28 protein-coding genes, 1 tRNA gene and 1 other RNA gene are annotated in these 22222 nt (G+C 71.5%); 23 read left to right on the top strand and 7 right to left on the bottom strand.

Going from position 1 to position 22222, the window contains the following annotated elements; genetic code table 11:
- Positions 1 to 1886 (bottom strand): DNA polymerase III subunit gamma and tau (locus ACFC1T_RS02080; RefSeq protein ID WP_375882369.1); only part of this gene is annotated, 1886 nt, incomplete at its 3' end.
- A gap of 90 nt (positions 1887 to 1976) precedes the next feature.
- Positions 1977 to 2067: signal recognition particle sRNA small type (ffs, locus tag ACFC1T_RS02085), an RNA gene on the bottom strand.
- A 111-nt stretch (positions 2068 to 2178) separates the two neighbouring features.
- Between ffs and ACFC1T_RS02090 the strand changes: the two genes are divergently transcribed.
- Both ACFC1T_RS02090 and ACFC1T_RS02095 read left to right on the top strand, forming a co-directional pair.
- Positions 2179 to 2266, top strand: a tRNA-Ser gene (locus ACFC1T_RS02090).
- A 101-nt stretch (positions 2267 to 2367) separates the two neighbouring features.
- Positions 2368 to 3645, top strand: coding sequence for a tyrosine-type recombinase/integrase (locus ACFC1T_RS02095; RefSeq protein ID WP_375882372.1), 1278 nt, complete (start codon positions 2368 to 2370; stop codon positions 3643 to 3645).
- A 58-nt stretch (positions 3646 to 3703) separates the two neighbouring features.
- On the opposite strand, the gene ACFC1T_RS02100 is transcribed toward ACFC1T_RS02095, so the two are convergent.
- Entirely contained in the window at positions 3704 to 3955 is a 252-nt protein-coding gene (locus ACFC1T_RS02100) for a hypothetical protein (protein WP_375882375.1), read from the bottom strand.
- A 139-nt stretch (positions 3956 to 4094) separates the two neighbouring features.
- The gene (locus ACFC1T_RS02105; protein ID WP_375882378.1) at positions 4095 to 4511 is read right to left on the bottom strand and encodes a hypothetical protein; all 417 of its coding nucleotides are present in this window, start codon (positions 4509 to 4511) and stop codon (positions 4095 to 4097) included.
- Positions 4512 to 4799: 288 nt separating this feature from the next.
- Between ACFC1T_RS02105 and ACFC1T_RS02110 the strand changes: the two genes are divergently transcribed.
- The 7 genes from ACFC1T_RS02110 to ACFC1T_RS02140 all read left to right on the top strand — a co-directional run bounded on the left by ACFC1T_RS02110 (position 4800) and on the right by ACFC1T_RS02140 (position 8988).
- Positions 4800 to 5018, top strand: coding sequence for a hypothetical protein (locus ACFC1T_RS02110; RefSeq protein WP_375882381.1), 219 nt, complete (start codon positions 4800 to 4802; stop codon positions 5016 to 5018).
- Between the two features lie 157 nt (positions 5019 to 5175).
- Positions 5176 to 5646 carry a hypothetical protein gene (locus tag ACFC1T_RS02115; RefSeq protein ID WP_375882384.1) on the top strand — a complete coding sequence of 157 codons (471 nt, stop codon included), beginning with the start codon at positions 5176 to 5178 and terminating at the stop codon, positions 5644 to 5646.
- Positions 5643 to 5846, top strand: coding sequence for a hypothetical protein (locus tag ACFC1T_RS02120; protein ID WP_375882387.1), 204 nt, complete (start codon positions 5643 to 5645; stop codon positions 5844 to 5846). The genes ACFC1T_RS02115 and ACFC1T_RS02120 overlap by 4 nt, the downstream gene beginning before the upstream one ends.
- A 300-nt stretch (positions 5847 to 6146) precedes the next feature.
- Positions 6147 to 6998 (top strand): hypothetical protein, encoded by an 852-nt coding sequence (locus ACFC1T_RS02125; RefSeq protein WP_375882390.1) that lies wholly within the window; start codon positions 6147 to 6149, stop codon positions 6996 to 6998.
- The gene (locus ACFC1T_RS02130; protein WP_375882393.1) at positions 6995 to 7681 is read left to right on the top strand and encodes a hypothetical protein; all 687 of its coding nucleotides are present in this window, start codon (positions 6995 to 6997) and stop codon (positions 7679 to 7681) included. The genes ACFC1T_RS02125 and ACFC1T_RS02130 overlap by 4 nt, the downstream gene beginning before the upstream one ends.
- Complete coding sequence (locus ACFC1T_RS02135) at positions 7678 to 8067, top strand: hypothetical protein (protein ID WP_375882396.1); 390 nt, start codon at positions 7678 to 7680, stop codon at positions 8065 to 8067. The genes ACFC1T_RS02130 and ACFC1T_RS02135 overlap by 4 nt, the downstream gene beginning before the upstream one ends.
- Before the next feature lie 81 nt (positions 8068 to 8148).
- Positions 8149 to 8988 (top strand): hypothetical protein, encoded by an 840-nt coding sequence (locus ACFC1T_RS02140; RefSeq protein WP_375882399.1) that lies wholly within the window; start codon positions 8149 to 8151, stop codon positions 8986 to 8988.
- Between the two features lie 82 nt (positions 8989 to 9070).
- On the opposite strand, the gene ACFC1T_RS02145 is transcribed toward ACFC1T_RS02140, so the two are convergent.
- Complete coding sequence (locus ACFC1T_RS02145; RefSeq protein WP_375882402.1) at positions 9071 to 9208, bottom strand: hypothetical protein; 138 nt, start codon at positions 9206 to 9208, stop codon at positions 9071 to 9073.
- Between the two features lie 156 nt (positions 9209 to 9364).
- Entirely contained in the window at positions 9365 to 10306 is a 942-nt protein-coding gene (locus ACFC1T_RS02150; RefSeq protein ID WP_375882405.1) for a restriction endonuclease, read from the bottom strand.
- Positions 10307 to 10805: 499 nt separating this feature from the next.
- Here ACFC1T_RS02150 and ACFC1T_RS02155 point away from each other — a divergent pair, with 499 nt between their 5' ends.
- From ACFC1T_RS02155 to ACFC1T_RS02195, 9 genes are all read left to right on the top strand, one after another.
- Positions 10806 to 11141, top strand: coding sequence for an HNH endonuclease signature motif containing protein (locus ACFC1T_RS02155; protein WP_375882408.1), 336 nt, complete (start codon positions 10806 to 10808; stop codon positions 11139 to 11141).
- A 217-nt stretch (positions 11142 to 11358) separates the two neighbouring features.
- Complete coding sequence (locus ACFC1T_RS02160) at positions 11359 to 11850, top strand: hypothetical protein (RefSeq protein WP_375882411.1); 492 nt, start codon at positions 11359 to 11361, stop codon at positions 11848 to 11850.
- Positions 11816 to 13375, top strand: a complete 1560-nt coding sequence (locus tag ACFC1T_RS02165) for a terminase TerL endonuclease subunit (protein ID WP_375882414.1) — start codon at positions 11816 to 11818, stop codon at positions 13373 to 13375. Before ACFC1T_RS02160 ends, ACFC1T_RS02165 begins: the two co-directional genes overlap by 35 nt.
- A gap of 12 nt (positions 13376 to 13387) precedes the next feature.
- A complete protein-coding gene (locus tag ACFC1T_RS02170; protein ID WP_375882417.1) occupies positions 13388 to 13543 on the top strand; it encodes a hypothetical protein in 156 nt (51 codons plus the stop codon).
- Positions 13540 to 14808 (top strand): phage portal protein, encoded by a 1269-nt coding sequence (locus tag ACFC1T_RS02175; protein ID WP_375882420.1) that lies wholly within the window; start codon positions 13540 to 13542, stop codon positions 14806 to 14808. The genes ACFC1T_RS02170 and ACFC1T_RS02175 overlap by 4 nt, the downstream gene beginning before the upstream one ends.
- A gap of 2 nt (positions 14809 to 14810) precedes the next feature.
- On the top strand, positions 14811 to 15584 hold the full coding sequence (locus tag ACFC1T_RS02180; protein ID WP_375882423.1) for an HK97 family phage prohead protease: 774 nt from the start codon (positions 14811 to 14813) through the stop codon (positions 15582 to 15584).
- Positions 15585 to 15759: 175 nt separating this feature from the next.
- A complete protein-coding gene (locus ACFC1T_RS02185; RefSeq protein ID WP_375882426.1) occupies positions 15760 to 17094 on the top strand; it encodes a phage major capsid protein in 1335 nt (444 codons plus the stop codon).
- A gap of 68 nt (positions 17095 to 17162) precedes the next feature.
- The gene (locus ACFC1T_RS02190) at positions 17163 to 17507 is read left to right on the top strand and encodes a hypothetical protein (protein WP_375882429.1); all 345 of its coding nucleotides are present in this window, start codon (positions 17163 to 17165) and stop codon (positions 17505 to 17507) included.
- A 2-nt stretch (positions 17508 to 17509) separates the two neighbouring features.
- Entirely contained in the window at positions 17510 to 18010 is a 501-nt protein-coding gene (locus tag ACFC1T_RS02195; protein WP_375882431.1) for a hypothetical protein, read from the top strand.
- Between the two features lie 52 nt (positions 18011 to 18062).
- On the opposite strand, the gene ACFC1T_RS02200 is transcribed toward ACFC1T_RS02195, so the two are convergent.
- The gene (locus tag ACFC1T_RS02200) at positions 18063 to 18317 is read right to left on the bottom strand and encodes a hypothetical protein (protein WP_375882434.1); all 255 of its coding nucleotides are present in this window, start codon (positions 18315 to 18317) and stop codon (positions 18063 to 18065) included.
- Positions 18318 to 19217: 900 nt separating this feature from the next.
- Between ACFC1T_RS02200 and ACFC1T_RS02205 the strand changes: the two genes are divergently transcribed.
- Genes ACFC1T_RS02205 through ACFC1T_RS02225 form a run of 5 tightly spaced genes read left to right on the top strand, consistent with a single transcriptional unit; the run spans position 19218 to position 22212 of the window.
- A complete protein-coding gene (locus ACFC1T_RS02205; protein ID WP_375882437.1) occupies positions 19218 to 20108 on the top strand; it encodes a hypothetical protein in 891 nt (296 codons plus the stop codon).
- Entirely contained in the window at positions 20108 to 20584 is a 477-nt protein-coding gene (locus tag ACFC1T_RS02210; protein ID WP_375882439.1) for a hypothetical protein, read from the top strand. Before ACFC1T_RS02205 ends, ACFC1T_RS02210 begins: the two co-directional genes overlap by 1 nt.
- An 11-nt stretch (positions 20585 to 20595) precedes the next feature.
- Positions 20596 to 20805: a hypothetical protein gene (locus ACFC1T_RS02215; protein WP_375882442.1), complete on the top strand. Its 210-nt coding sequence runs from the start codon at positions 20596 to 20598 to the stop codon at positions 20803 to 20805.
- Complete coding sequence (locus ACFC1T_RS02220; RefSeq protein WP_375882445.1) at positions 20798 to 21760, top strand: phage tail tube protein; 963 nt, start codon at positions 20798 to 20800, stop codon at positions 21758 to 21760. The genes ACFC1T_RS02215 and ACFC1T_RS02220 overlap by 8 nt, the downstream gene beginning before the upstream one ends.
- A gap of 14 nt (positions 21761 to 21774) precedes the next feature.
- Positions 21775 to 22212, top strand: coding sequence for a hypothetical protein (locus ACFC1T_RS02225; RefSeq protein ID WP_375882448.1), 438 nt, complete (start codon positions 21775 to 21777; stop codon positions 22210 to 22212).
- Positions 22213 to 22222 lie beyond the last annotated feature (10 nt).

Genomic DNA, 22222 nt, shown 5'->3' on the forward strand with positions numbered 1-22222 from the left:
GCCGCCGGACGGGCCGGGGCCCCCCAGCCGCCGCCGGCCGGGGCCGGGGCCGCCGCCGGCGCACCCACGCCGCCCGACGGGTCGACGATGCACTCGATCCGCCAGTCCACGCCCAGCGCGTCCGACAGCGCCTGGCGCAGCACGTCGTCGCTGTTGCTGCCGACGAAGCTGTCCCGGGCGCCGGCGTTGATGAACGAGACCTGGAGCACGCTGCCGTCGAACCCGGCCACCTGGCCGTTCTGGCTGAGCAGGATCCAGGTGAAGCGGCGGCGGTTCTTCACCGCCTCCAGGATCTGCGGCCACAGCTGCCGGACCTGCCCGGCGCCCTGCTGCGCGGCCGCGGACGGCTGACCGCCGGGGGCGGGGGCCGGGGTCGGCTGGACCGGGGACGGGGTCGGCGCGGGCTGCGGGGCGGCCTGCGGCTGCGGCACGGGGGCGGCAGCAGCAGCGGGGGCCGGTGCGCCACCGGCGGGCGGGAAGCTGCGCGCGATCGGCCAGGCGCCCGGAGCGGGCCCGGCCGGGGCCGGGGGTGCCGGGGCCTGCGCGGGGGCGGGGGCCGCCACGACCGGCGCGGGCACCGGAGCGGGCACCTCCACCGGCGGGGCAGCCTGGGGGACCGCCGGCGCCGCCGTCGCAACGGCCACGGGGGCCGCCATCGGGGCCACCCCGGCCACCGGTGCCATCGGTGCCATCGGCGCCATCCCGGCCGGTGCGGCGAAGCCGCCCGCCGCGGCCCGGCGCTCCAACTTGTCCAGCCGCGCCTGCAACGACAGCTCGTCGCTGTACGCGCCCGGCAGCATCACCCGGGCGCAGATCAGCTCCAGCTGGAGCCGGGGCGCCGCGTTGCCGCGCATCTCGGTCAGCCCGGTGTTGACGATGTCCGCGGCCCGGCTCAGCTCGGCCGCGCCGAAGGCGTCCGCCTGCGCCTGCATCACCGCGACCCGGTCCGCCGGGGCGTCGATCAGCCCCTTCTCCCCGGCCTCCGGCACGGTGGCGAGGATCACCAGGTCGCGCAGCCGCTCCAGCAGGTCGGTGACGAAGCGGCGCGGGTCGTGCCCGCCCTCGACCACCCGGTCGATCACCTGGAACACCGTCGCGCCGTCCTGCGCGGCGAAGGCGTCCACCACCTCGTCCAGCAGCGCCGAGTCGGTGTACCCGAGCAGCGACGTCGCCATCTGGTACGTCACGCCGCCCTCCGCGGCACCGGCCAGCAGCTGGTCCATCACCGACATCGAGTCCCGCACCGAGCCCGCGCCGGCCCGTACGACCAGCGGGAACACCGAGTCCTCGACCTGGATGCCCTCGCGGCCGCAGACCTCCGCCAGGTAGTCGCGCAGGGTGCCGGGCGGGACCAGCCGGAACGGGTAGTGGTGGGTGCGGGACCGGATCGTCCCGATCACCTTCTCCGGCTCGGTGGTCGCGAAGATGAACTTGAGGTGCTCCGGCGGCTCCTCGACCACCTTGAGCAGCGCGTTGAACCCGGCCGAGGTCACCATGTGCGCCTCGTCCAGGATGAAGATCTTGTACCGGCTGTGCACCGGCGCGAAGAAGGCCCGCTCACGCAGCTCGCGCGCGTCGTCCACACCACCGTGCGAGGCGGCGTCGATCTCGATCACGTCGATCGAGCCGGGCCCACCGGTCGCGAGGTCCCGACAGGACTGGCACTCCCCGCAGGGCGTCGGCGTCGGCCCCTGTTCGCAGTTCAGGCAACGGGCCAGGATGCGCGCGCTCGTCGTCTTGCCACAGCCGCGCGGCCCGCTGAACAGGTACGCGTGGTTGACCCTGTTGTTGCGCAGGGCCTGCTGGAGCGGAGCGGTCACGTGCTCCTGCCCGATGACCTCCGCGAAGGTCTCGGGGCGGTAGCGGCGGTACAGGGCTAGGGACACACCCCCGACGATATCGGGACGGACGGACAAACGCGTCGCCCCTTCACCCCGGCCCCGCTCTCCCCACGGCCCACACGCCCCCGGGAACGCAAAGACCCCTCGTGCACCCGCCAGAGCCCTCCTACCCTTGCTGCCTTCCGGCCCTGGGGGGGTTCAGAGAGATGACGCCACACGAGGGGCTGACCCCCACAGTACCGGATCCCGGCCCCGACGATCCACAGGCCACCCCCACCCCTCAGCCTGCGGGACAGCTGGTCGCGAGCACCCCGAAACATGTACTAAGCTCTCCCACGGAGGATTCGCCTAGAGGCCTAGGGCGCACGCTTGGAAAGCGTGTTGGGAGCAATCCCTCACGAGTTCGAATCTCGTATCCTCCGCCAGCACCACATAGGGGCTGACCTGCGAAAGCAGGTCAGCCCCTTGTGTTTTCCCAGGTCGGATTACAGCACCGTGTCAGCACGGACCGGTGTACGTTCAGCACATGGCATCCATTCGCGTTCGCGAACGCAAAGACGGCGGCATCACCTACACGGTCACGTGGCGTGACGGCGGCAGCCGCAACGGCAGGCAAGACGACGAGAAGTTCGACGACGAGAAGTCGGCCGAGCGCTTCCGCGACCTGGTGAACGGCCACGGCCAGCAGTGGCCGCCCGGCTGGGTCAAGGGCAAGGGGTTCGTCGAGGAGCAGCCGGCCGAGCCCGAGGCAGAGGTCGACCCCGAGACGATGTTCGAGGCGTACGCGCTCAAGTACGTCGACCTGCTGACCGGCGTGCAGGGCGGCAGCAAGGCGAAGTACCGGCAAATGGTCGTGTGCAACATGGTCCCGTGGTTCCGCGACTTCTCGGTCGCCGACGGCGAGCTGTCCATTCCCGGCGACGCGATCAAGCTGTGGGTCAACGACCTCGAAGAGGGGCGGTGGGGACCGTACCCGCCCGAAAAGGCGCGGAAGCGTCGCAAGTACCGGGCGAAGACAGTCCGGGACAACCACGGGTTGCTGTCGGGCATCCTGAAAGCCGCCGTGGTGGCCGGCCTGCGTGCCACCAACCCGTGCGCGGGCACCCGGCTGCCGCGCCCGGACGACACCGACAGTGATGAGATGTGCTTCCTGGAGCACTGGGAGTACGCCCTGCTCCACAAGCACTTGAAGGCCGACGCCGCCGACATCGTCGAACTCGCGGTCGGGACCGGCATACGGTGGGGCGAGTTGTCCGCCCTGCAGAAGCGGGACATCGTGCGCCGGGGCGGCCGGCCCGCGCTGCGGATCCAGCGGACGTGGAAGCTCGACGAGAACGGCAAGCGGTACACGGGGCCGCCGAAGACGAAGAAGTCTCGGCGCACCATCGTGCTGACGCCCCGCCTGAGTGCGATCGTCCAGCGTGCGGCCCGGGGCAAGGCGGCGGACGAGCTGCTGTTCCTTGCGCCGGAGGGCGGCGCGTGGCTGCCCGCGACGTTCCGCCGGCAGCGGTGGCTGCCCGCGATCGAGAAGGCGCAGGCGGAGGGGCTGACCAAGACTCCGCGTGTCCACGACCTGCGCCACACCCACGCCTCGTGGATGATCGCCGCGAAGATTCCCCTCCCGGCGATTCAGGCCAGGCTGGGACACGAGTCGATCCAGACCACCGTGGACCGGTACGGGCATCTGCTCGACATCCTCGATGACGAGGTGATCGCCGCCGTCGACCACGCGTTCACCCTGACATTGGCCGCTCCTCCGGCCGATGTCCTGCTCGTCCGTGGGGACGTCGCCGCGGCGGCCTGACCCCCGGCAGCACAGTGCCCCCGGACCGTGATCGGTCCGGGGGCACTCTCGCGTCGTCTTAGGACGCAGGCAGGACGAGGGGCTCGCCCTTGATCAGGCACTCGATCTGACCGGCCAGAACATCAGCCGCCCGGCCGGCGTCGCCCCCGCCGCCGGCCATCCACGCCCGGACGTCCGCAGCATGCCGCAGCAGGTGCTCGGCCGGCACGACCCGCGGGTCACCCACCAGCACGAGCCGACCGGAAAGCACCACCAGCATGACCGGAACGCCGTCGTCGAGTTCCGCCAGCGCGTGCGTGACGGTGTCCACGCATCCCCCCTCCTCCGGGCAGCACGCGGTCGGCCCCCGCGGCTGCGCCCACCTGCGCAAAACCTGTCCGACCATACGCCCGCGTAACGGTCAGTGCTAGGACGATCCAATTGCGTGAAGGGGCGTGTATGCGGAGGAATCAGGACGCTTCGGGCGAAGATTCGTTCGATTTTGTACTGAGTGCCTCGATGACGGCGCGAGCCTTGGACAGGTCCCCCGGCTTCATCCCCGACAGATGGCCGAGAATGGCCCGCACGTCTTCCGGCAGCCCGGAGAGTTCGGTGCTGGTGTACTGCAGCCACTGCTCGGCCGCGGCCCGCTGCACTTCGAGCAGCGGCACGCGCAGTGCCGCCGCAAGGGCCCGCAGGACCCGGACCTCCGGCGCGCGGACCACGTTGCCCTGAACCAGCTTGTGCAGCCAGGTAGTACTGACGCGCTCGCCGCTCTCCGGGTCGACCGCAGCGGTCGAGAGCGCCTGATAGGACATGTCGGGCCGGTCGAGCGCGGCGCGCACCATCTGCGTGAGGGCATCGCTGCCCGCTGTGCCGTTGGACATCCCCGGTTCCCTTCGCACGCTTCCTCCGACGCCCCGCATCGCGCCGAAGTACTGACAGCAGGGTCTAGACAACTCCCGCCGCGTTCGCGAATGAGGCTAACAGTCAACAACGGGTAATCCCACATCGGTCCAAGCCAACATGCGGCGAACACGCCAACACGGAACCGGCGTGGCGCCATTGGACTATGCCGGCGACACTCGCCCCGAAAACATTCGCGTTCGCGAACGCGAAGCTGTAGCGTCACGGAGCAGAACGGAAGCAACACCAACGGGCACAAAGGAGCGCAAATGGCTACCCTGCTCGACTACGCCGGCGCCGCGGACTTCCTGGACCTTCCCGAGACGTGGCTGCGTCGGAACATCAGGCGGATTCCGCACGAGAAGTACGGGAAGTACGTCCGCTTCGGCCCCGAGCACCTCGAAGCGATCCGGGCCATGCACGCGGTGATACCCGCGATCCGCCCCCGGCGCGGCTCGGCCGACCTTGTACCGCGGGGCGCCCGATGAGCAACCCGCGCACCGGACACCTCCGAATCACCGCCGACCCCGCGCTCATCGATGCCGTGCTCTCCGCCCTACGGGCGAACGCGAACCTCATGATCGTCCGAGTCTCCAAGTCGTACCCGGACACTGACGGCCGCCAGCGCCTGTATGTGAGGGTCCGATGATCCGTGCGTTCTTGCACCCCGACGGCTACACCGTCCGCCTCGACGTCACCGATGCCGCTGAACGGCTGCTCGACCTCGTCGCCGTCGCCTACGTCGACGACGAGCAGCACGTCGGCGAGCTGCTGCGGGCGCTCGCCGCCGCAACCGGCCGTCACCAGGCGCGGCGAACCAACCCCGCCGCAGTCGAGTACGACGTCGACTCGGCGGCCGCGGCGCGGGACGCAGCCCGCGAGGATGCGCGCCGCGGCCTGCGGCTCACGCTGTCGCGCATGCGGCGGCGCCGTCCGTGGTCGGCCCTCGTGCAGCGGCGCCAGGCCGCGTTGCTCGACCAGCTGCCGCCGCTCGACGGTCTGCTCGCCGTCGACCTGTCCTACCGCACGGCCGTCGAGCTAGGCGACCGGCTGCGCAGCCTCGCCGCGCAGACCGTCGCCGGCCGCCGCCTGGTCGCCATCGAGGGTGACCGATGAACCCGGCGACCGGCCGTGCACCGGCCTCCGGGTCGGGGCGGCTGTTCCTCGCCGAGGCTGCCGTCGCTGCGGGAGTTGAGGACGTTCGCCGGATCTGGCTCGCCGCCCGTGCGGCCGGTCAGCCGCGCTGGTACCTCGACCGGATCGCCGCCGTTGGCCGCGCCCGCTCCGACGCCGGGCCCGTGCCGATCGCGGCATGAGCAGCGACCGCCCGCCGGCCCTACAGCTTGCGGTCGACGGTGGCGCCGTTCCCTACCTGGAGACGGTCCGAGCGCCCGTCTCGCCGACCCGCCGTCGACGGCGCCGCCCGGCCGCAGCGGACGCAGAACTGCCCATTGTTCCGGGCCAGTTGGATGGCCTCGACGTCATCACGTCGCTGGCCGAGCCCGCGCCGACCGCCCGCCCAATCCCAGATGAGGGGTCCAAGTCCCGTGCCGTGGTTCAAAGTTGACGACTCTACCTACTCGCACCCTAAGCTGATCAAGGCCGGAAATGCGGCGGTGGGGCTGTGGCTACGCGCCGGCGCCTACGCCGCGCAGCACCTAACCGAGGGACGCGTCCCGGCCGTGGTCGCCGCCATGTTCGGCACCGGCCCCCAGATCGCCCGGCTCGTCAAGACGGGGCTGTGGCACGAGGCCGGCCACACCTGCCCGCGATGCCGGCCCGTCGACGACGGCTACCTGATGCACGACTTCCTCGCCTACAACCCGACCCGCTTGGCCGTCGAGGACACCCGCCGGCGGGAAGCCGAGCGCAAGCAGCGCGGGCGCACCCGCCAGCGAAAAGGCGCCGATTCACCAGCGAACGCGCCACGAACCGGTGCCGATCCGAACCCGGACGCCGACGAAACGGGCACGGATTCGCTCCCGGATTCCGAAGATTGTGCAGGTCACGGCGGGGCGTCCCACCCGGACCGTGCGGGAGCGTCCCGCCTGTCCCGGCCCGGCCCGACCCGGGCCGTAAGTGGTGGGGGTAGTAGAGAGAGTGCAGACCGTAGGGGGCCGGCACCTGCTGCTCTCTGCGCCCTGCCACCCGACTGGGAGCCCGACGACGCGCTGCTCGCCTGGGCCATGGCCGCCGGCCACATGCAGCGACTGGGACTCGACGGGGTCGATCGCGCCACGGTGAAGTGGCGCACCCACCGGGCTACCGGGCCGCGGCGCACCGTCGAGCAGTGGCGCCTCGACTGGCAGCAGTGGATCACCCGGGAACGGCCCGAGACGCCGCCGCCCGGCCGCCACCTACAGGCCGTCCCGTCCAACCGGCTGTCCCGTGCCGACCAGCACGCCGCCGCGCTGCAGGCCGCCCTCGACCAGATGAACACCGGCAACCGGACGGAGGGCACCGCGTGACCCGCGAACAGGTGGCCGCGCTGCTCGCCTACGCCGGCCGGATCGACCCGCGTACCGCCTACCTCGACGCCGCCGAGACCGCCGCCCAACTCACCAACTGGTGCGAGATGCTCGCCGAGGTGCCCGCGACCGCGCCGGGCGGCTGGGACGCCGGCGCGGTGTTGCATCGGCACGTGGCGAGCAGCCCGTACCCGGTGCTGCCGGTGGACATCACCCGACCGTGGGCCGCCCACCGCCGCACGCTGCTCGCCCTGCACACCGACCCGCGACCCGACGTCGACCCCGACGACGTCGCCGGCTACCAGGACGCGATGCGGGCGCAGCGGCACGCGGTCGCCACCGGGCAGGCGGCGCCGAGCAGCGCCCGGCAGCTGACCGGCGGCCCGCACCCGGCCGTCGCCGGCCGCATCCCGGCCGGCCGCACGCTGCCCGCGGGGCCCGCCGCCGCGCTCGCCCCGTTCCGACCCGCCCGCGCTGCCCGCGAAGCCGCGGCGGCGGCCGGCCGACCGGATGCCTTCGCCGTGTCGTGCGGGTGGTGCCGGGCCCCTGTCGGGGAGCAGTGCCGGCGCCGCACCAACGCCGCCGGCGACCGGCCGGGCAGCTGGACACGGCGCCGCACCCCGCACCCCAGCCGCATCGAGGACGCCGCCGCCCGCACTTCCCGAAGGGAGCACGCCGCATGACCACCACCACCGAGCGGGACGTCGAGGCGCTGTTGCACCTGGTCGACCGGGCCGAGCGCGGCGCGCTGCTCCCGGCCGAGGCCGAGTTGCTGCGCGCTGGCGTCCGCGACATGGCCACCTACCGCGACTGGTGCGCGCAGTGGTCCCGCCACGCCGTCGCGGCCCGCGTCCGCATCGCGATGCTTCGCCGGGCGCTCGGCCGGGCGCTCGGCCGGGCCCGGCGCACCGCGGCGGCCGAGGCCGAGCTGCGCGGCCTGCGGGCGGTGCTTGCCGAGGTCGAACCGGTCCAGGACGCGTACGAGCAGCTGCTCACCGCCCAACTGCTGCCCCGCCTCACCACCGGCCGCCGCCCGGCCGCCGTCCCGCCCGGTCGGGCGGCTTCCTGACCGGCCCGGGCGCCCCCGTAACCCGCAGAGGGGCGCCCGGGCCCGCCAACTGCCCAACCGGACAAGCATGGAGAGAATCGCGTGTACCCGCCTGCCCGCCTTCACCGAGCCGTCGCCCAACTGCGCACCGTCCGCGAGGAATGGGGGGCGCTGCTGGCCGCGATCGAGACTCCGCCCGCCGCGGTGTGGCCGCCGGCGCAGCTGTCCACACACCTCGCACAGCAGCAGGCCGGCGACGACGATGCCGGGGCGTCGGTCGTCGACCGCACCCCGCTCGTCCTGCGCCGCCACCCCGCGCCGCTGAACCTGGATGCCCTCGACGCCGCGACCCGGGCCGAGCGGCTGCTGTTCGATACGGCGGACACGTTGGCCGCCGCCGTGCAGCGCCCGATCGCCCGCCGCCTGGTCAACTCCCCCGGCCGGATACCGGTGTGGGACGACGACCCGGTCGATGCCGCCGACCCGCGCCGGTGGCGCTTCCCGAGCGCCACCGATCCCGGTAGCCGCGCCCACGGCGTGCACTGGGCCGCCGTCTGGGTCGAGGGCCGCCTGTTGTCCGAGGACACCGCCCCGGAGCACCACGGCGACAAGGTCCTGCGCCCGGCCCTGTTCGGCCTCCTGCCCGAGCACCTCGCACACGAGGCGATCCGGGTCGCCGGCCAGTGCGAGTGGCTGGTGCTGCGCGCGCTACAGCTCGACGCCCGCTCGACCCCGGCCGGCCGGCCGTGCCCGTGGTGCGGCGGCGACATGGTGCTGCACACCGCCGACGGCCAAGCGCCCCGGGTCACCTGCTCGACCGGACCGACCTGCCCGGCCCCCGTGCCGCTCGACGACCAACAGCACCGGGTGTGGGGCGTGACCGACCTTGGGCCGCTCGCCGCCGCCTTCGAACAGGCCGGCGCCGCCGACCGAGCCGCGTAGCGGATCACCGGGGTTCGTGCGCAGCGGAAGAGGAACCGGCCGGATCGCCAACTCACGATCCGGCCGGTAGATCCTCAGGGGGTTACGCCCGCCGGCTGACCTTTTCGACGAGCACCAGGAACGGCGCGATGTAGCCCGCGGCCTCGACCGGCGAGACCTTCCCGACCAGGATGAGCAGCACACCCGCGGCGAGTGCGCCCCAGTACATGGTTACGCGCATGATGAGTACGGACTGATCCGTCCTGCTTTCGGCCATACTTGACCTGCTCCTCTTCTCGGATTGGAACTGGAGCACGAGCCACCCGCACGTTTCCTAGGCGCCGCGGGTGGCTCACGCTTTTGTGCAGCAGGACACCAGGGTCCTGCAGTTCTGGGGCTACGGAGCAGAGCGGGTGCTCGTCCGCGGCTGGCGATCACCGGTGCTGTGCCACGCTCCGTCGACCGGCCATATGACCTCGACGTCTGCGTAGTCGCAAAGGTCGAGCAGATCGGGACGGGGCTCGGACGGCACCAGGATGGCGAGCGAGGGGGTCGGCTCGATGTGGCGCGAGTAGTCCAGCAACTGCCCGAGGGCCATGCGGACAGCCTCCCGCGTCACGGTGCCCTTGGCCTCGATCAGCTTGCCCGTCGTGACGTCGTACAGGTCGGTCAGAAGGGGCTTGAGCTCGCCCGCTGGCTTGATCATCTGGCGGCGCACCTCGTGGCCCTCCAACCGGAGGTAGCCGGCGTACTCGGCTACGAGGCTCGCCTCACGACGTTCGGCCTCGTACGGCTCGTGCGAGGGATCGACGAAGTACTGTTCGGTCCGTTGCTGCTCGACGTCAACGAGTTCGACCGAGCGGTGAGCCGTCGGGGTGTGCGGCAACTTCGGCCCCGTCGACGCCCCCACCGTGACTGGCCGAAGCTTGAACATGATCACTCGGCGAATCGGGCCGCCGTTCGTCTCAGGTGCATCCGTCTGGTACCAAGGCTCATCCGCGTCGAGCTCGAACTCACCGAGGTACTCGACCATGCCCGGCGCCACCCCGGCGCGGAAGAGGCGCAGCGCCCGGCCCTCTTCCTTGTGCTTGAGGACGGACAGGTTCCCCTGCGTCATCCTCTGGTCGCCGACTTGGCCTTCGCCGGCGTAGTGGTAGCAGCCGTCGGTTGCCCAGCCGTCGAAGTAACCGTGCTTGTGGCCGGTGGCCGGGTCGGTGAAGAGCAGGACGTTCTCGGACACGCGGGATGGACCGATGCCCCCTTGACGCCGTCCCCCGTAGGTCTCATGGATCGCGACCCGCTTGAGCCGTTCGCCGAGCTCGATGCCCCAGTCCACCATCTGCGCCCCCTCCCATTCTTGTTTAGGTCTGATCCGGAGCCTAAAACTCTAGCCCAAAGGGTCGAGCAACGGAAGGTGTCATGCATCAAGCCCCCGAAGCCCGAACCCTCTTGCGCCGTTACTAATCCGTGATCTAAAGTTCGAAGCGCTTCCGGCGTGCCCGAAAGTTCAACGACGTCAGCCCCGCCCCTCGGCGGGGCTTCTCGCATCCCCAGGGCGGCCCAGACTGGCGCTCGTCGCGCCGCCGAGAACGCTATGGGCGCGGCCGGGGTGCAGCAAGAATTTCTCGATCGCCGCAGGTCGGTGGCGTGTTACCGGCGGTATCGATCAAGAAGCGAGTTGCGCCGACGATCGGCGGCGGCGAACCAAGGCCACGCGGACCGGCAACGCCCGGGCTGACCGAGTCCGGGGGTGAGGTTCCGTGGTCCACCGCCCCCTGGGGCAAGATTCCTGCCCCGGCCTGCGGGGGCATAGTCGCAAGGCTCAAGAGGAGGTGGCCATGCGCCGTCGTCCCTGTCTCGTGTGCGGCCGACTCACCCGCAACCCCTCCCGGTGCGATCAGCACCAGGCCGAATGGCAGACCGAGCAGGACCGACGGCGGGGAAGCGCCACCCAGCGCGGCTACGGCGCCGCCTACCAACGCAACGCCGCCGCCGTGCTGGCCGACCACCGGCGAACCCACGGCGCGGTCTGTCCGGGCTACAGCGCGCCGGCGCACCCTTCGACCGATCTCACCGTCGACCACATCCTGCCCAAGTCCCGCGGCGGCGACGACGAGCGCGAGAACCTCACTGTGCTGTGCCGCGCCTGCAACAGCCGCAAGCACAACCGGTGACCCGCACGCAGCGCAAACGGGGTGACGCACCGTAGCGGCGGCCCCGCCCCGCAGCCGAATACCGGGGGGTGGGTAGATGTCGCGGGGATGATCATCCCCGGACCCGGCCCCCCGCCCCAAAGTCTTCTGTACGGGTTCTGCCCGGTTTTTTGGCCGCCGGCGGCGCCGCCCGGCCCTCGCCCGGCAGGCACGGAGTGTGACCGGGGGCGGTGATCGGATGCCGGGCCCCCTCCCCAAGCCGCCCGAGGAGCGCCAGCGCCGCAACGCCCGGGACCTCGGCGCCGTCACCGCGCCGCCCGGTGAGCCGCCGCAGCCGCCCGACGGACTGTGTCGACCCGCGGCCGAGGGGTGGTCGGCGTACTGGGGAGACGTGGTCGCCGGCGCGCTCCGCCCGAGCGACGCGTCGCTCGTCGACAGGTGGGTGCGCAACCTCGACCGCTACCACCAGACGCTGGCTCTGGCCGACGCCGAGCCGGTCGTCACTGGCTCCACCGGCCAGCCCAAGCCCAACGGCCTGTACGCCCTCGCCTACCAGATCGAGGCCAGCATCCGGGCCGACGAGCAGCAGCTCGGCATCGGCCCGTTGAACAGGTTGCGCCTCGGGCTCAAGTTGGCCGAGGTGCAGACGTCGCTCTCCGACATCACCGCAGATGATGCGGAGGCGGGGGGCGACGATGACCCGCTCGCCTTCCTCGCCGGCGGGCCCTGAGGAAGTCCCGTGGCCGGCCGGGGTGCCGCGCCCGCTGTCCGCGCCGCCCCTGACCGCCGCCCGCAGCGACGGCGCCAAGGTCGCCCGCTGGATCGAACGGCACTGCCGGTACGGCGAAGGCGACAAGTTCGGCCAGCCCGTCCGGCTGGAGCTGTTCCAGAAGATCTTCCTGCACTGGCTGTTCGAGCTGAAACTGGACGGCACCCGGCGCTACCGGCGCGCTCTGTTGGAGGTGCCGAAGGGCAACGGGAAGACCCCGATAGCCTCCTGGGTCGCCGCGTACCTGCTGGCGACGCAGCGCTCGGCCGTCATCCCGGTGGCCGCCGCCAGCTACGCACAAGCGGAGCTGCTGTTTGGCGACCTGCGGACCACGATCGCCGAATCCCCCACCCTCCGGCACCTGTTCCGCGCCTTCGAGGGCGAGGTGCAGGTCGCCGACGGCCCCGGCCGGGCGTACAAGATCGCCGCCGTCGCCGGCACCAACGACGGACAGCGCCCCTCGGCGTTCTTCGCCGACGAAATCCACGAGTGGACCGGCAACAGAGCGCGCGTCCACCTCGTGATCGCCAACGGCGCGGCCAAGCGCGCCGGCTCGCTGGTGGTCAACACCACCACACCGGGCGCCGACCTCGACTCGATGGCCGGCCGGCTGCACGAGTACGGCCTGCGGGTCAACGCCGGCGAGATCGACGACCCCGAGTTCCTTTTCGCGACGTGGGGCTGCCCGGAAGACCGCTACGACCTCAACGACCACGAGCAGCTGCTGCAGGCGGTCCGGGACGCGAACCCGGCCGCCGACAGGTTCCTGAACGTGGCGGACGTCGCCGCCCGCTTCTACCAGATTCCCCGGCACGAGTTCGCCCGCTACCACCTGGGCGTCTGGACGACGGTCGCCGAGCGGTGGCTGCCCACCGGGGCGTGGGAGGCGTGCGAGCGCCCCGGGCCCATCCCCGACGGCACGGAAGTCGTCCTGGGGTTCGACGGGTCCTACAACGGCGACAGCACTGCCCTGACGGTCGTCTCGTGCCCCACGGACGACGGCGAACTGCCCCACGTGGACGTGGTCGAGGCGTGGGAGCGCCCCGACACCGTCGTCGGCGACTGGCAGGTGCCGATCCTCGACGTCGAGGCCGCGATCCGGGCCGCCTGCGCACGGTGGCAGGTCCGGGAGATCGTCTGTGACCCGTACCGGTGGGCCCGGACGTATCAGATCTTGGAGTCCGAGGGCCTGCCGATCGTCGAGTATCCCCAGTCTCCGGCCCGCATGATCCCCGCGACGCAGAGGTTCTACGAAGCGGCCGTCAACACCCAGTTGAGCCAGTCCGGCGACCCGCGGCTCGCCCGCCACATAGCGAACTGCGCGATCAAGACCGACGCCCGCGGCACCCGGCTCACGAAAGAGCACCGCCACAGCACCCGGCGCATCGACCTCGCGGTGTCCGCCGTGATGGCACTCGACCGGGCATGCCAACCGCCCGAACTCCCCCCGCCACCACCCCAGTTCTACAGCTGGGCCGACCTGTAGAGGGGGTGCCGGATGCGGTTGCGCATCTCCCGCAAGGCCGTCTCCGAGCTGCTCGACGTCGCCGGCCTCGCCGCCCTCGACGCCGCCGCCTGGTCGTGGTGCACCACGGCCGGCCTGGTCGTCCTGGGCGCCGCGCTGGTCGTCGCCGGGTGGGTGGTCGACCGGTGAGCCTGCTCCGACGAGCCGCCCGCGGTGTTCGCGAGCGGCGGTTCTTCGTGCCCTCCGGCGGCGGCGACCCGTGGACGATCCCGACCAACGGCTCGCTGGCCTCGTACACGGCTGCCGGCGTGCCGGTCACCGAGGAAACCGCGATGCAGCTCATCGCGGTCTATGCCTGCGTCCGAATCATCTCAACTGCCCTGTCCGGTCTGCCACTTGACGCCGTCCGGATGCAGGGAGAGGTGCGCCGGCCGCTCGACCCGCCCCCGCTCATCGTTTCCGACCCGTTCGGCGGGACGAACAGCCTGGCGCGACTGACCCGCCGGGTCGGCATCCAGCAGATGGCCGTGTCCTGCCTGCTGCGCGGGAACGCCTACGCCGTCGTGCTGCAGCGCGACCGGTACTACCGGCCGACCATGCTGCAGGTCCTGCACCCCGACCGGGTCGACGTCGCGCTCGACGCGACCGGCCGGCGCCAGTACACCGTGAACCGCCTGCCGGTGGACGCCGACGACATCGTGCATATCGCTGCCATGGCGCCGCCCGAATCCCCGAAGGGCGTTTCGGTGATTCAGGCCGCCCGCCAGAGCATCGGCTTGGGTCTCGCAGCCGAGGAATTCGGAAGCCGATTTTTCGGCTCCGGGGCGCACATGTCGGGCATTGTCCAGGTGCCCGGAGACCTCGACCGGGAACGCGCCCGGCAGCTCAAGGAATCATTTCAGGCATCGCACGGCGGACTGTCGAACGCCCACACTGTAGGGGTCCTGACCGGCGGCGCAGAGTGGAAACCGATCTCCGTCACCCCCGAGGACGCGCAATTCCTGGGGACCCGAGCAGCACAGAATCTTGATATCGCGATGCTTTTCGGAATTCCGCCTCACATGCTCGGGCAAGTGGATCGCACCACATCGTGGGGAACCGGAATTGAACAGCAATCCCTGGGATTTCTGAAATACACTCTCGCCTCTTGGATCGGCCTTTTCGAGGACGCGTGGAGTGCAATGCTGCCCGCCCCTCAGGTGGCCAAATTCAACGTCGAGGGGCTGTTGCGCACGGACACCGCCGGCCGGTTCGCCGTCTACATGATGGCCCGCAACGCCGGCCTGCTGACGATCGACGAGATCCGGGCGAAGGAAGACCTCGCCCCCCTTCCCGACGGGCAGGGCGCCGACCCGTTCGTCCCGCTCAACTCCTCCGCCACCACTCCGACGGACGGCGCCGACCCGGGCGCGCAGACGCCCAAGTCGGCGGCTGAATCAGGAAAGGAGCCGTAGTCGTGGACCTGTCCCACCGCGCGGCCGGCCGCAGCGTCCAGCGCCGGGCCGTGCCGTTCACCGGCATGGAGCTGCGCGCCGTCGACGCCGGGACGCTCCGGTTCGAGGGATACGCGTCGATCACCGAGTCGCCGTACGAAGTCGAGGACTGGGCCGGTCAGTTCACCGAGATCATCCGCCGGGGGGCGTTCGCCAAGTCCCTCGGCGAGGCCGCCGACGTCCCTTTCAAGGTCAACCACAGCGGGATCACGCTCGCCCGCACGAAGAGCGGGACCATGCGCCTGGCAGAGGACTCGACCGGCCTGCACGTCGACGCCGACCTCGACCCGCGCTCGCCCGAAGTGCAGAGCCTGCAAAGTGCCATGGAGCGCCACGATCTCGACGAAATGTCGTTCGCGTTCCGCCCGGTCCGCCAGACCTGGAACGCCGACTACACCCAACGCGACATCCACGAGGTCAACCTGAACCGCGGCGACGTCTCGATCGTCAACTACGGTGCCAACCCTGCGACTTCCGCCCACTTGCGGGCCCGGGACGTGGCGACCGCGCTGCGCGAACTGCGCGCCGGCCAGACGCTCACCCCGGACACCGTCGAGACACTCGGCCAGGTGCTGCAGCTGATCGCCGCCGCCGACGGCGCGGTCGACGTCGCGCAGCCGCTGCTCGCCTCCGTGCTCGACGTCCCGAACCCCGACGCCGACCCCGACCCGGGCGACGGCGAACGCGCCGACGGCATGGAGCTGTTCGAGCTGCGCCGCCGCCTGCTGGCCCTGTAACCCCACCGATCCGCCGACCCGGCGCCGCACCGCGGCGGCCGGGCGCTTCCGCCTGCCCGGCCGCCGCGCCGGAGCCCGCGCCGGACCCCCGCCGCGGGGGCACCACCCGGGCCACCACCCGAGCCCCCGACGGCAGGCACACCGCCAACCACCCGACCAGACAGGGAGATTGCCCGTGAACAAGCGGGACATGATCAACGGTCTTCTCTCGCGGCGTGCCGAGATCCGTTCCGGCCTCGATTCGCTGCTGGAGACCGTCCGCACCGACCAGCGCACCACCCTCACCGAAGAGGAACGCGGCCGGTTCGACGCCGGCGAGGGCGAGATCCGCGAGATCGACGCCCGGGTCGCCGAACTCGACGAGCAGATCAAGCGTGACGAGGCCGCCGCCGACGTCGCGAAGCGCTACCTCACGCCGCGCGCCACCATCACCAGCGAGCCCGAGGTCTACCGCAAGGGCGGCGAACGCAGCTACTTCCGCGACCTGCACCTCGCCCGCAACAAGGGCGACCGCGACGCCGTCGAGCGCCTGCTGCGCAACGACCGGATGGTCAACGAGCAGCGCGCCATCTCCACCGTGAACGGCGGCGGTGGTGAGTTCGTCCCACCGGAGTGGCTGGAGTCCGACTTCGTCAACTTCGTGCGCCCGGGCCGCATCACCGCCAACTTGATCCCCACCGAGGGCCTGCCGCCGGGAACCGACTCGATCAACATCCCCAAGGTCAACAGCGGTACGGCGACGGCGCCGCAGGCCGCCCAGAACACGGGCATCCAGCAGACCGACATCACCACCACCAGCGTGTCCAGCCCGGTCGTGACGATCGCCGGCGGACAGACGATGTCGCTGCAGCTGCTGGAACAGAGCCCCGTGAACATCGACGGCATCGTGCTGCGCGACCTCGCCGCCGACTACGCCCGGCAGCTGAACACGCAGATCCTGAGCGGCACCGGCACCGGCGGCACCCTGACCGGCGCGCTCACCCTCGCCGGCACGAACGCCGTCACCTACACGTCCGCCACGCCTGCCCTGGGCGCCCTCTACTCCAAGTTGGCCGGCGCGATCGCCGCGATCCACACCCGCCGGTACCTGCCGCCGGACGCGATCATCATGCACCCCAACCGGTGGGCCTGGATTGAGGCCCAGCTCGACGCCAACAACCGGCCGTTGGTCGTCCCGGCCGCCGGCGGCCCGTTCAACGCCGTTGGCAACCTCGGCGCGCAGGCCGCGCAGGGCTACGTCGGCTCCATGCTCGGCCTACCGGTGTACGCGGACGCCACGCTGCCGACCAACCTGGGCGCCGGCACCAACCAGGACGTCATCCTGGTCGCCCGGATGTCCGACCTGCTGCTCTGGGAATCCACCGTCCGGGCGGAAGCCTTCCAGCAGACCTACGCCGCGAATCTTTCGGTCCTGGTGAGGCTCTACAACTACGTGAGCTTCCAGCCCGGCCGCTACCCGCAGTCCATTTCCGTCGTCGGCGGCACCGGGCTGACCGCCCCCACCTTCTAACCCCGCCCGGGCGGCCCGGCCGACTACTCCGCGGCCGGGCCGCCCCCTCCCGAAGAGGACCACCGCCCATGAACCTGATCAACTACGTCCGCGGCCTGCTCGACGAACTCGACGGCGCCGTGCGCACCGAAGCGAAGGCCGTCGCCAACCGGGTCCGGGCCGAGATCAAGCGAATCGCGCCCGACGTGAAGGCCGAACTCCCGCGCGCCGCGGCCGCGGCCGGCGCCGAGGTCCGCACCCTGTCGGACCTGCACGCCGTCGAGCACCCGGTCGCCGCCGAGCTCCGTGCGGTCGACGAGCGGCTCGACCAGGCGCTCGCCGACGCCAAGCCCGCCCCGGCGAAGCCGGCAGCCGGGTTCACCCCGCCGGCCACCCCGGCGCCGGCCGAGCAGCCGGGCCCGCCGGCCGCGTAGCCGTGCAGCGCGATCCGCTTGGCAGCCACCTGCGCCGGGTCCGGTCCGAGCACCGGCCCCGGCGCCCGGCCTCCGGCCACCGAAGCCGGGTCGGCACCACCCACCGCCGCCGACCCGGCGCCCACGGCCACCACCACAAGCAGACCCACCACCACAAGCACCGCCACCACACCGGACCGCGGCTTCGGCACGTCAAGCGCCATCCCAAGGGCCGCCACCTGCGCCACGCTCACCGGGTGCGGCGCCACCACCGCACCCACCTGCACCACCGCCGGCACGCCCGCGCCGAGCACCGCCACACCCGCCACGTCCAGCGTCACCGGGCCCGGGCGCGCCACCGGCGAACGGTGCACCACCACCGGCTGACCAGCGCCCACCACCGGCGCCAACGCCGCAGCCACCTCGCCCACCGCCGGGCCCACCACGGCGCCGGCCACCACCGCACGGCCCACCACCAGCACCGCCGCGGCTCCACCCACCGGCAGCACCGTCGCTACCGGTAGCCGAACGGCGCGGGGCCCGGCGTCCGAGGACGCCGGACCCTGTCAGTACTCGTTAGTGCTTGCTGCGCCGACCATGGCGACGGGAACGCCGCCCGGGCGCCGCGTCCTTCTGCGGCGGGCGGGTGCTGCCGCCCGGCCGACGGTTCCCCGTCGCCCGGCGGCCCCGGACGGCGCGGGTCTGCTCGTCCTCGCGGCCCTTGCGCTGCTGCCGGAGGCGAACCAGCGCCTCAGCGCCCTTGACGATCAGGTTCGCGAGCAGGCTCGCCGCGAACTTCTCCACCGACCAAGGAAACTGGTCGTCCTGCATAACAACTCCCGTTGCTCAAAGGAAGATTGAACGGGAGAGCGTCTACCCAGACGATCTAGGCAGCCAGACGGAAACCGCTCTGGGGGCATGCGCTCGCACTCCCTGGTGCGCCGCCACCTGCGGCGACGCACCCCGGAGCCCTGGGCACCAAGGCCACCCGCAGCCGTGTGAGGCCACAGGCGATCGACAATCGGTCTACCGGCGGCCAGTCCGGTGCGACCACGGTGGGCTCTCGTGGCAGCACATAGGGACACCACAGGGAGTAGAACAGCAGCGCGGCGGAGAGAGCGACGGCGAATCGGCGCAAGACCCGCGCACCCGAGACCACAGCAGCGTCCATTGCCGGGGCCGGGATCGGCTCAGCCTCCACCCTCTGGCCAGCTTCCACCGCTCGGCGAAGGGGGCTGGGCGGTGAGTGCGGCTCCGGGCCCCGGTCGAGGAAGCCCAGCAACCTCTGTAGCGAATCCGGTTTGGCAACCCTGTGGCGCCGACTGCCAAGCAGCTCGCGCCAGTCAGGTTTGGCGGTCATTTCCATGATGGCGGACCAAAAGGCCCCCGACAGCCTGGTCTTGCCCGATCCGGGTGCAGTACTCACAAGGATGTGGGCAGGGGCTTGATCGTCGCCGTGCCATCCGGGGGGTGTCACAACGGTCCGGAAGTTGCCCACCGAGACCGCGCTGAGCCATGGCTCGACTGAGTGCTCCGGCGTCTTGCGCGACGGGCGTCGCAAGCGGGAGTGGTCGGGCGAGGTGATCTGCGGAACCTCGATCGCGATCGGACGGGACACCCGTTCAGCATAGGGCCTCACCGCCCCCGGATGTGTTTACCGCCTCACCAACCAACTTGACCTGCAGCGTTGTTGATCCGGTGAGTGCCGGCCTGGAAGGGGGGCGGTGCCTCGTGCCTCTCGTCTACTTCTCCGGGCAGGACGTCGGGCTGACGACCGTCGTCCTGACCGACGCCGGGACCCCCGCGGCCGGCGCGGTGGTGGTCACGCTCACCGTGACCGACCCGGCCGGCACCATCAGCACACCGGCGGCAGCGGCGACCGGCGGCGGGTACGCCGCGGTGGTGCCGTCGGTGTCCGTCGCCGGGGTGTGGCTGTACCGGTGGACGGCCACCGGCCCGGGCATCGCCGGCAGCTGGGCGGCCGAAGGGCAGTTCCAGGTAAGGCCGTTGGGGGTCGAGCAGCTCGTCGACCTGCCCAGCGTCAAGGCGCATTTGGGCATGCCGGCCAGCAGCACGGCCAACGACGACGAACTCGCCGGATTCGTGCTCGCCGCTGGTGAGCTGGCGAGGGACGTCTGCGGCCCGTTCCTGCCCGAGCAGCACACCGAGTTCCACGACGGCGGCCGGGGCGTGATCGTCCCCGACTGGTTGCCGGTCGCGACGGTGCAGAGCATCACCGAGTACTACGGGCTGTCGGCGTTCCCGCTCACCGAACAGCCGCTCGGCAGCCAGATGAACGCGTTCGCGTTCACCGTCGACTACCGGACGGGCGCGATCGTGCGGCGCACCTTCGGCGGGCAGTCCGCGCTGTTCGCCGTCGGCTCGAAGAACGTCAAGATCGTTTACACGGTCGGGAGGGCCGGGCAGGTCCCCTACACGGTGCGGCTCGGGGTGCTGGAGTTGATTCGGCATCTGTGGCAGCTCACCCAACAGGGCGGCCGGCCCCGGATCGGCGGCGGCGCCTTGGACGGCGGCGAGGTCCACGTCCCCTCGGGGTTCGCCTTGCCCGACCGGGTGGTCGAGTTGTGGGCGCCCTACCGGCGGCCCCCGGGGATCGCCTGATGTCGGCCCCTGTGATCCCGTCGAGTTCCATCCCCGCCGCCCGGGCGTGGCTGCTTGCCCAGCTGCAGGCGACGCTCACCGCCGACCCGCAGTCCCCGGCATCCGAGCTGCTGGTGTGCGACGGCGAGCCCGGACCGTGGCAGCCCGACGACATCGTCTACCTCGGCGACGTCCACCAGACCTACAGCCCTCACGCCAACTCCGGTTCGGGCGGCGCGCAGTGGCTGACCGAGGACTACACGGTCACCGTCCACATCGACATTTTCCGCGGCGGTGACAACCCGGTCGCCGTCTTCGCGCGCGCCCGCGCTCTGGCCGACGCCGTGGTCGCCGTCGTGCGCGCCGACCCCTCGCTCGGCGGCGCCGTCGACCGCGCTCGTCCGGCGAGCGCCACCCACGCGACCGGGTGGGAGGCGGACCACAAGGGCCGAACCGCAGCGATCGAGCTGCACATCGACTGTCTCAAAGTCCTTTAAGGAGCCGCTAGTTGACCTCCTACACGTACACGGGCGACCCGGGCCGCTACTACCCGGCGCTCGCCCTCACTGCCCAGCCCGGCGACACCACCGACCTGCCCGTCGACCCCGGCGACGGCCGGTGGACACCCGCCGCCCCCACCGCGGCCGCGCCGCCGGCCGCCGACCCGGCGCCCGCCACCGCCAAGCCAGCACAGAAGGGGGTGAGCGCCGGTGCCTAAGCCGTCCCATCTCGCACAGTTCGGCCTCGGCAAGGAAGCGGTGCCCGGGACCGCCGTGCCGGCGACCATGTGGGCGCCGTGGAAATCCCTCGCGCCCAAGGACGAGGTGAAGATCATCAAGGACGAGGGCAACCGCGGGGCGCCGGTCGCCACCATGGGCGCCCAGGCGGGCCCGCGCGGGTCCTCCCTCGACTGGGGCGGCGACGTGATCGCCGACGTGATCGGCTGGCCGCTCGTCTCGCTGCTGCCCGACGTCGTCGTCACCGGCGCGGCCGCCCCCTACACCACGGCGTTCAGCGTGCTGTGTACGGGCGACACCCAGCCCCCGGCGCTCACCGCCACCATCTACGACCCGCTCGGGACGTGGCAGTACCCGGGGCTGCAGGTGTCCGAGCTGCAGATCAAGTTCAGCGCCGACGGGTTCGTCGAGTACTCGGCCAAGGGCATCGGCTGGGGCTACGTCATCGGCACCACGCCGACGACGTCGTACAGCGCGCTGCGGCCACAGCCGAACTGGGGCATTACCGTCAAGATCAACAACGTGCCGGTCTTCGTTCAGGACGGCGAGCTGACGATCAAGCGCAAGGTCGAGGCGATCCGCGGCGCCAACGGCACCCAGAACCCGTACAGGATCTGGTCCGGCGACGTCGAGGTCGACGGGAAGCTGACCCTGGTCATGGAGGACACCAGCCAGCGAACCGCGTTCCAGAACGTCACCCCGCAGAGCCTGGACGTCTCGTTCACCCAGGGGTCCGGCGCGACGCAGAGCGGCCTCGCTTTCCACTGCTCCCAGGCGGTCTACACCGAGGGCAGCCCGACGTACGGCAAGGACTACATCGAGCTTCCGGTCACCTGGGAAGGCCTCGGCAACACCGCCGACGTCGGCGCGTCCGGCGGCTACAGCCCGATCAAGGCCACGGTGACCAACGCGATGCCGTCCGGCACCTACAAGTAAGGGAGCAACTCCTGATGCAGCACGTCATGTTGAAGGCCGGCGGCTGGGTCGACCTGCGCCCGCCGGCGGAGGTGCCCGAGCGGCTGCGCCGTCCGGTGCGCCGCCTGCAGATGGCCCTCGCCGCCTCGCCGGCGTTCGCCGACGTCGTCAAGGACGCCACCACGAAGGGTGTGGCCGCGGTGTCGGACATCTCCGACGAGCAGGCGGCCGCCATGGTCACGCAGATGGGCGACTCCTACGACCTGATCGACCAGCTGAACGACCGCCTCGTGATCTCGCGGGTCATGGGGTGGTCGTTCGGGCCGGACGTCACCCTCGACGCTCTGCAGGATCTGCCCGGCGCGGCGTACGACGAGCTGCGCGCGCTGTGCGCCGACGGTGCTCTCGACGCAGGTCTCGACACCGGCCCCTCCCAGGACGAGAACAGCCCTACCGTGCCCTCCGCCGCCTGAGGTACGCGCT

The organism is Kitasatospora sp. NPDC056076 (genome assembly GCF_042266305.1).
GTDB lineage: Bacteria > Actinomycetota > Actinomycetes > Streptomycetales > Streptomycetaceae > Kitasatospora.

Coding starts and splice junctions, on each gene's coding strand:
- ACFC1T_RS02150 (WP_375882405.1), bottom strand. CDS start 10,306: ATGGTGGACTGGGGCATCGAGCTCGGCGAACGGCTCAAGCGGGTCGCG.
- ACFC1T_RS02160 (WP_375882411.1), top strand. CDS start 11,359: ATGCCGGGCCCCCTCCCCAAGCCGCCCGAGGAGCGCCAGCGCCGCAAC.
- ACFC1T_RS02095 (WP_375882372.1), top strand. CDS start 2,368: ATGGCATCCATTCGCGTTCGCGAACGCAAAGACGGCGGCATCACCTAC.
- ACFC1T_RS02135 (WP_375882396.1), top strand. CDS start 7,678: ATGACCACCACCACCGAGCGGGACGTCGAGGCGCTGTTGCACCTGGTC.
- ACFC1T_RS02120 (WP_375882387.1), top strand. CDS start 5,643: ATGAACCCGGCGACCGGCCGTGCACCGGCCTCCGGGTCGGGGCGGCTG.
- ACFC1T_RS02105 (WP_375882378.1), bottom strand. CDS start 4,511: ATGTCCAACGGCACAGCGGGCAGCGATGCCCTCACGCAGATGGTGCGC.
- ACFC1T_RS02110 (WP_375882381.1), top strand. CDS start 4,800: ATGGCTACCCTGCTCGACTACGCCGGCGCCGCGGACTTCCTGGACCTT.
- ACFC1T_RS02200 (WP_375882434.1), bottom strand. CDS start 18,317: ATGCAGGACGACCAGTTTCCTTGGTCGGTGGAGAAGTTCGCGGCGAGC.
- ACFC1T_RS02155 (WP_375882408.1), top strand. CDS start 10,806: ATGCGCCGTCGTCCCTGTCTCGTGTGCGGCCGACTCACCCGCAACCCC.
- ACFC1T_RS02210 (WP_375882439.1), top strand. CDS start 20,108: ATGTCGGCCCCTGTGATCCCGTCGAGTTCCATCCCCGCCGCCCGGGCG.
- ACFC1T_RS02190 (WP_375882429.1), top strand. CDS start 17,163: ATGAACCTGATCAACTACGTCCGCGGCCTGCTCGACGAACTCGACGGC.
- ACFC1T_RS02115 (WP_375882384.1), top strand. CDS start 5,176: ATGATCCGTGCGTTCTTGCACCCCGACGGCTACACCGTCCGCCTCGAC.
- ACFC1T_RS02225 (WP_375882448.1), top strand. CDS start 21,775: ATGCAGCACGTCATGTTGAAGGCCGGCGGCTGGGTCGACCTGCGCCCG.
- ACFC1T_RS02145 (WP_375882402.1), bottom strand. CDS start 9,208: ATGCGCGTAACCATGTACTGGGGCGCACTCGCCGCGGGTGTGCTGCTC.
- ACFC1T_RS02165 (WP_375882414.1), top strand. CDS start 11,816: ATGACCCGCTCGCCTTCCTCGCCGGCGGGCCCTGAGGAAGTCCCGTGG.
- ACFC1T_RS02170 (WP_375882417.1), top strand. CDS start 13,388: ATGCGGTTGCGCATCTCCCGCAAGGCCGTCTCCGAGCTGCTCGACGTC.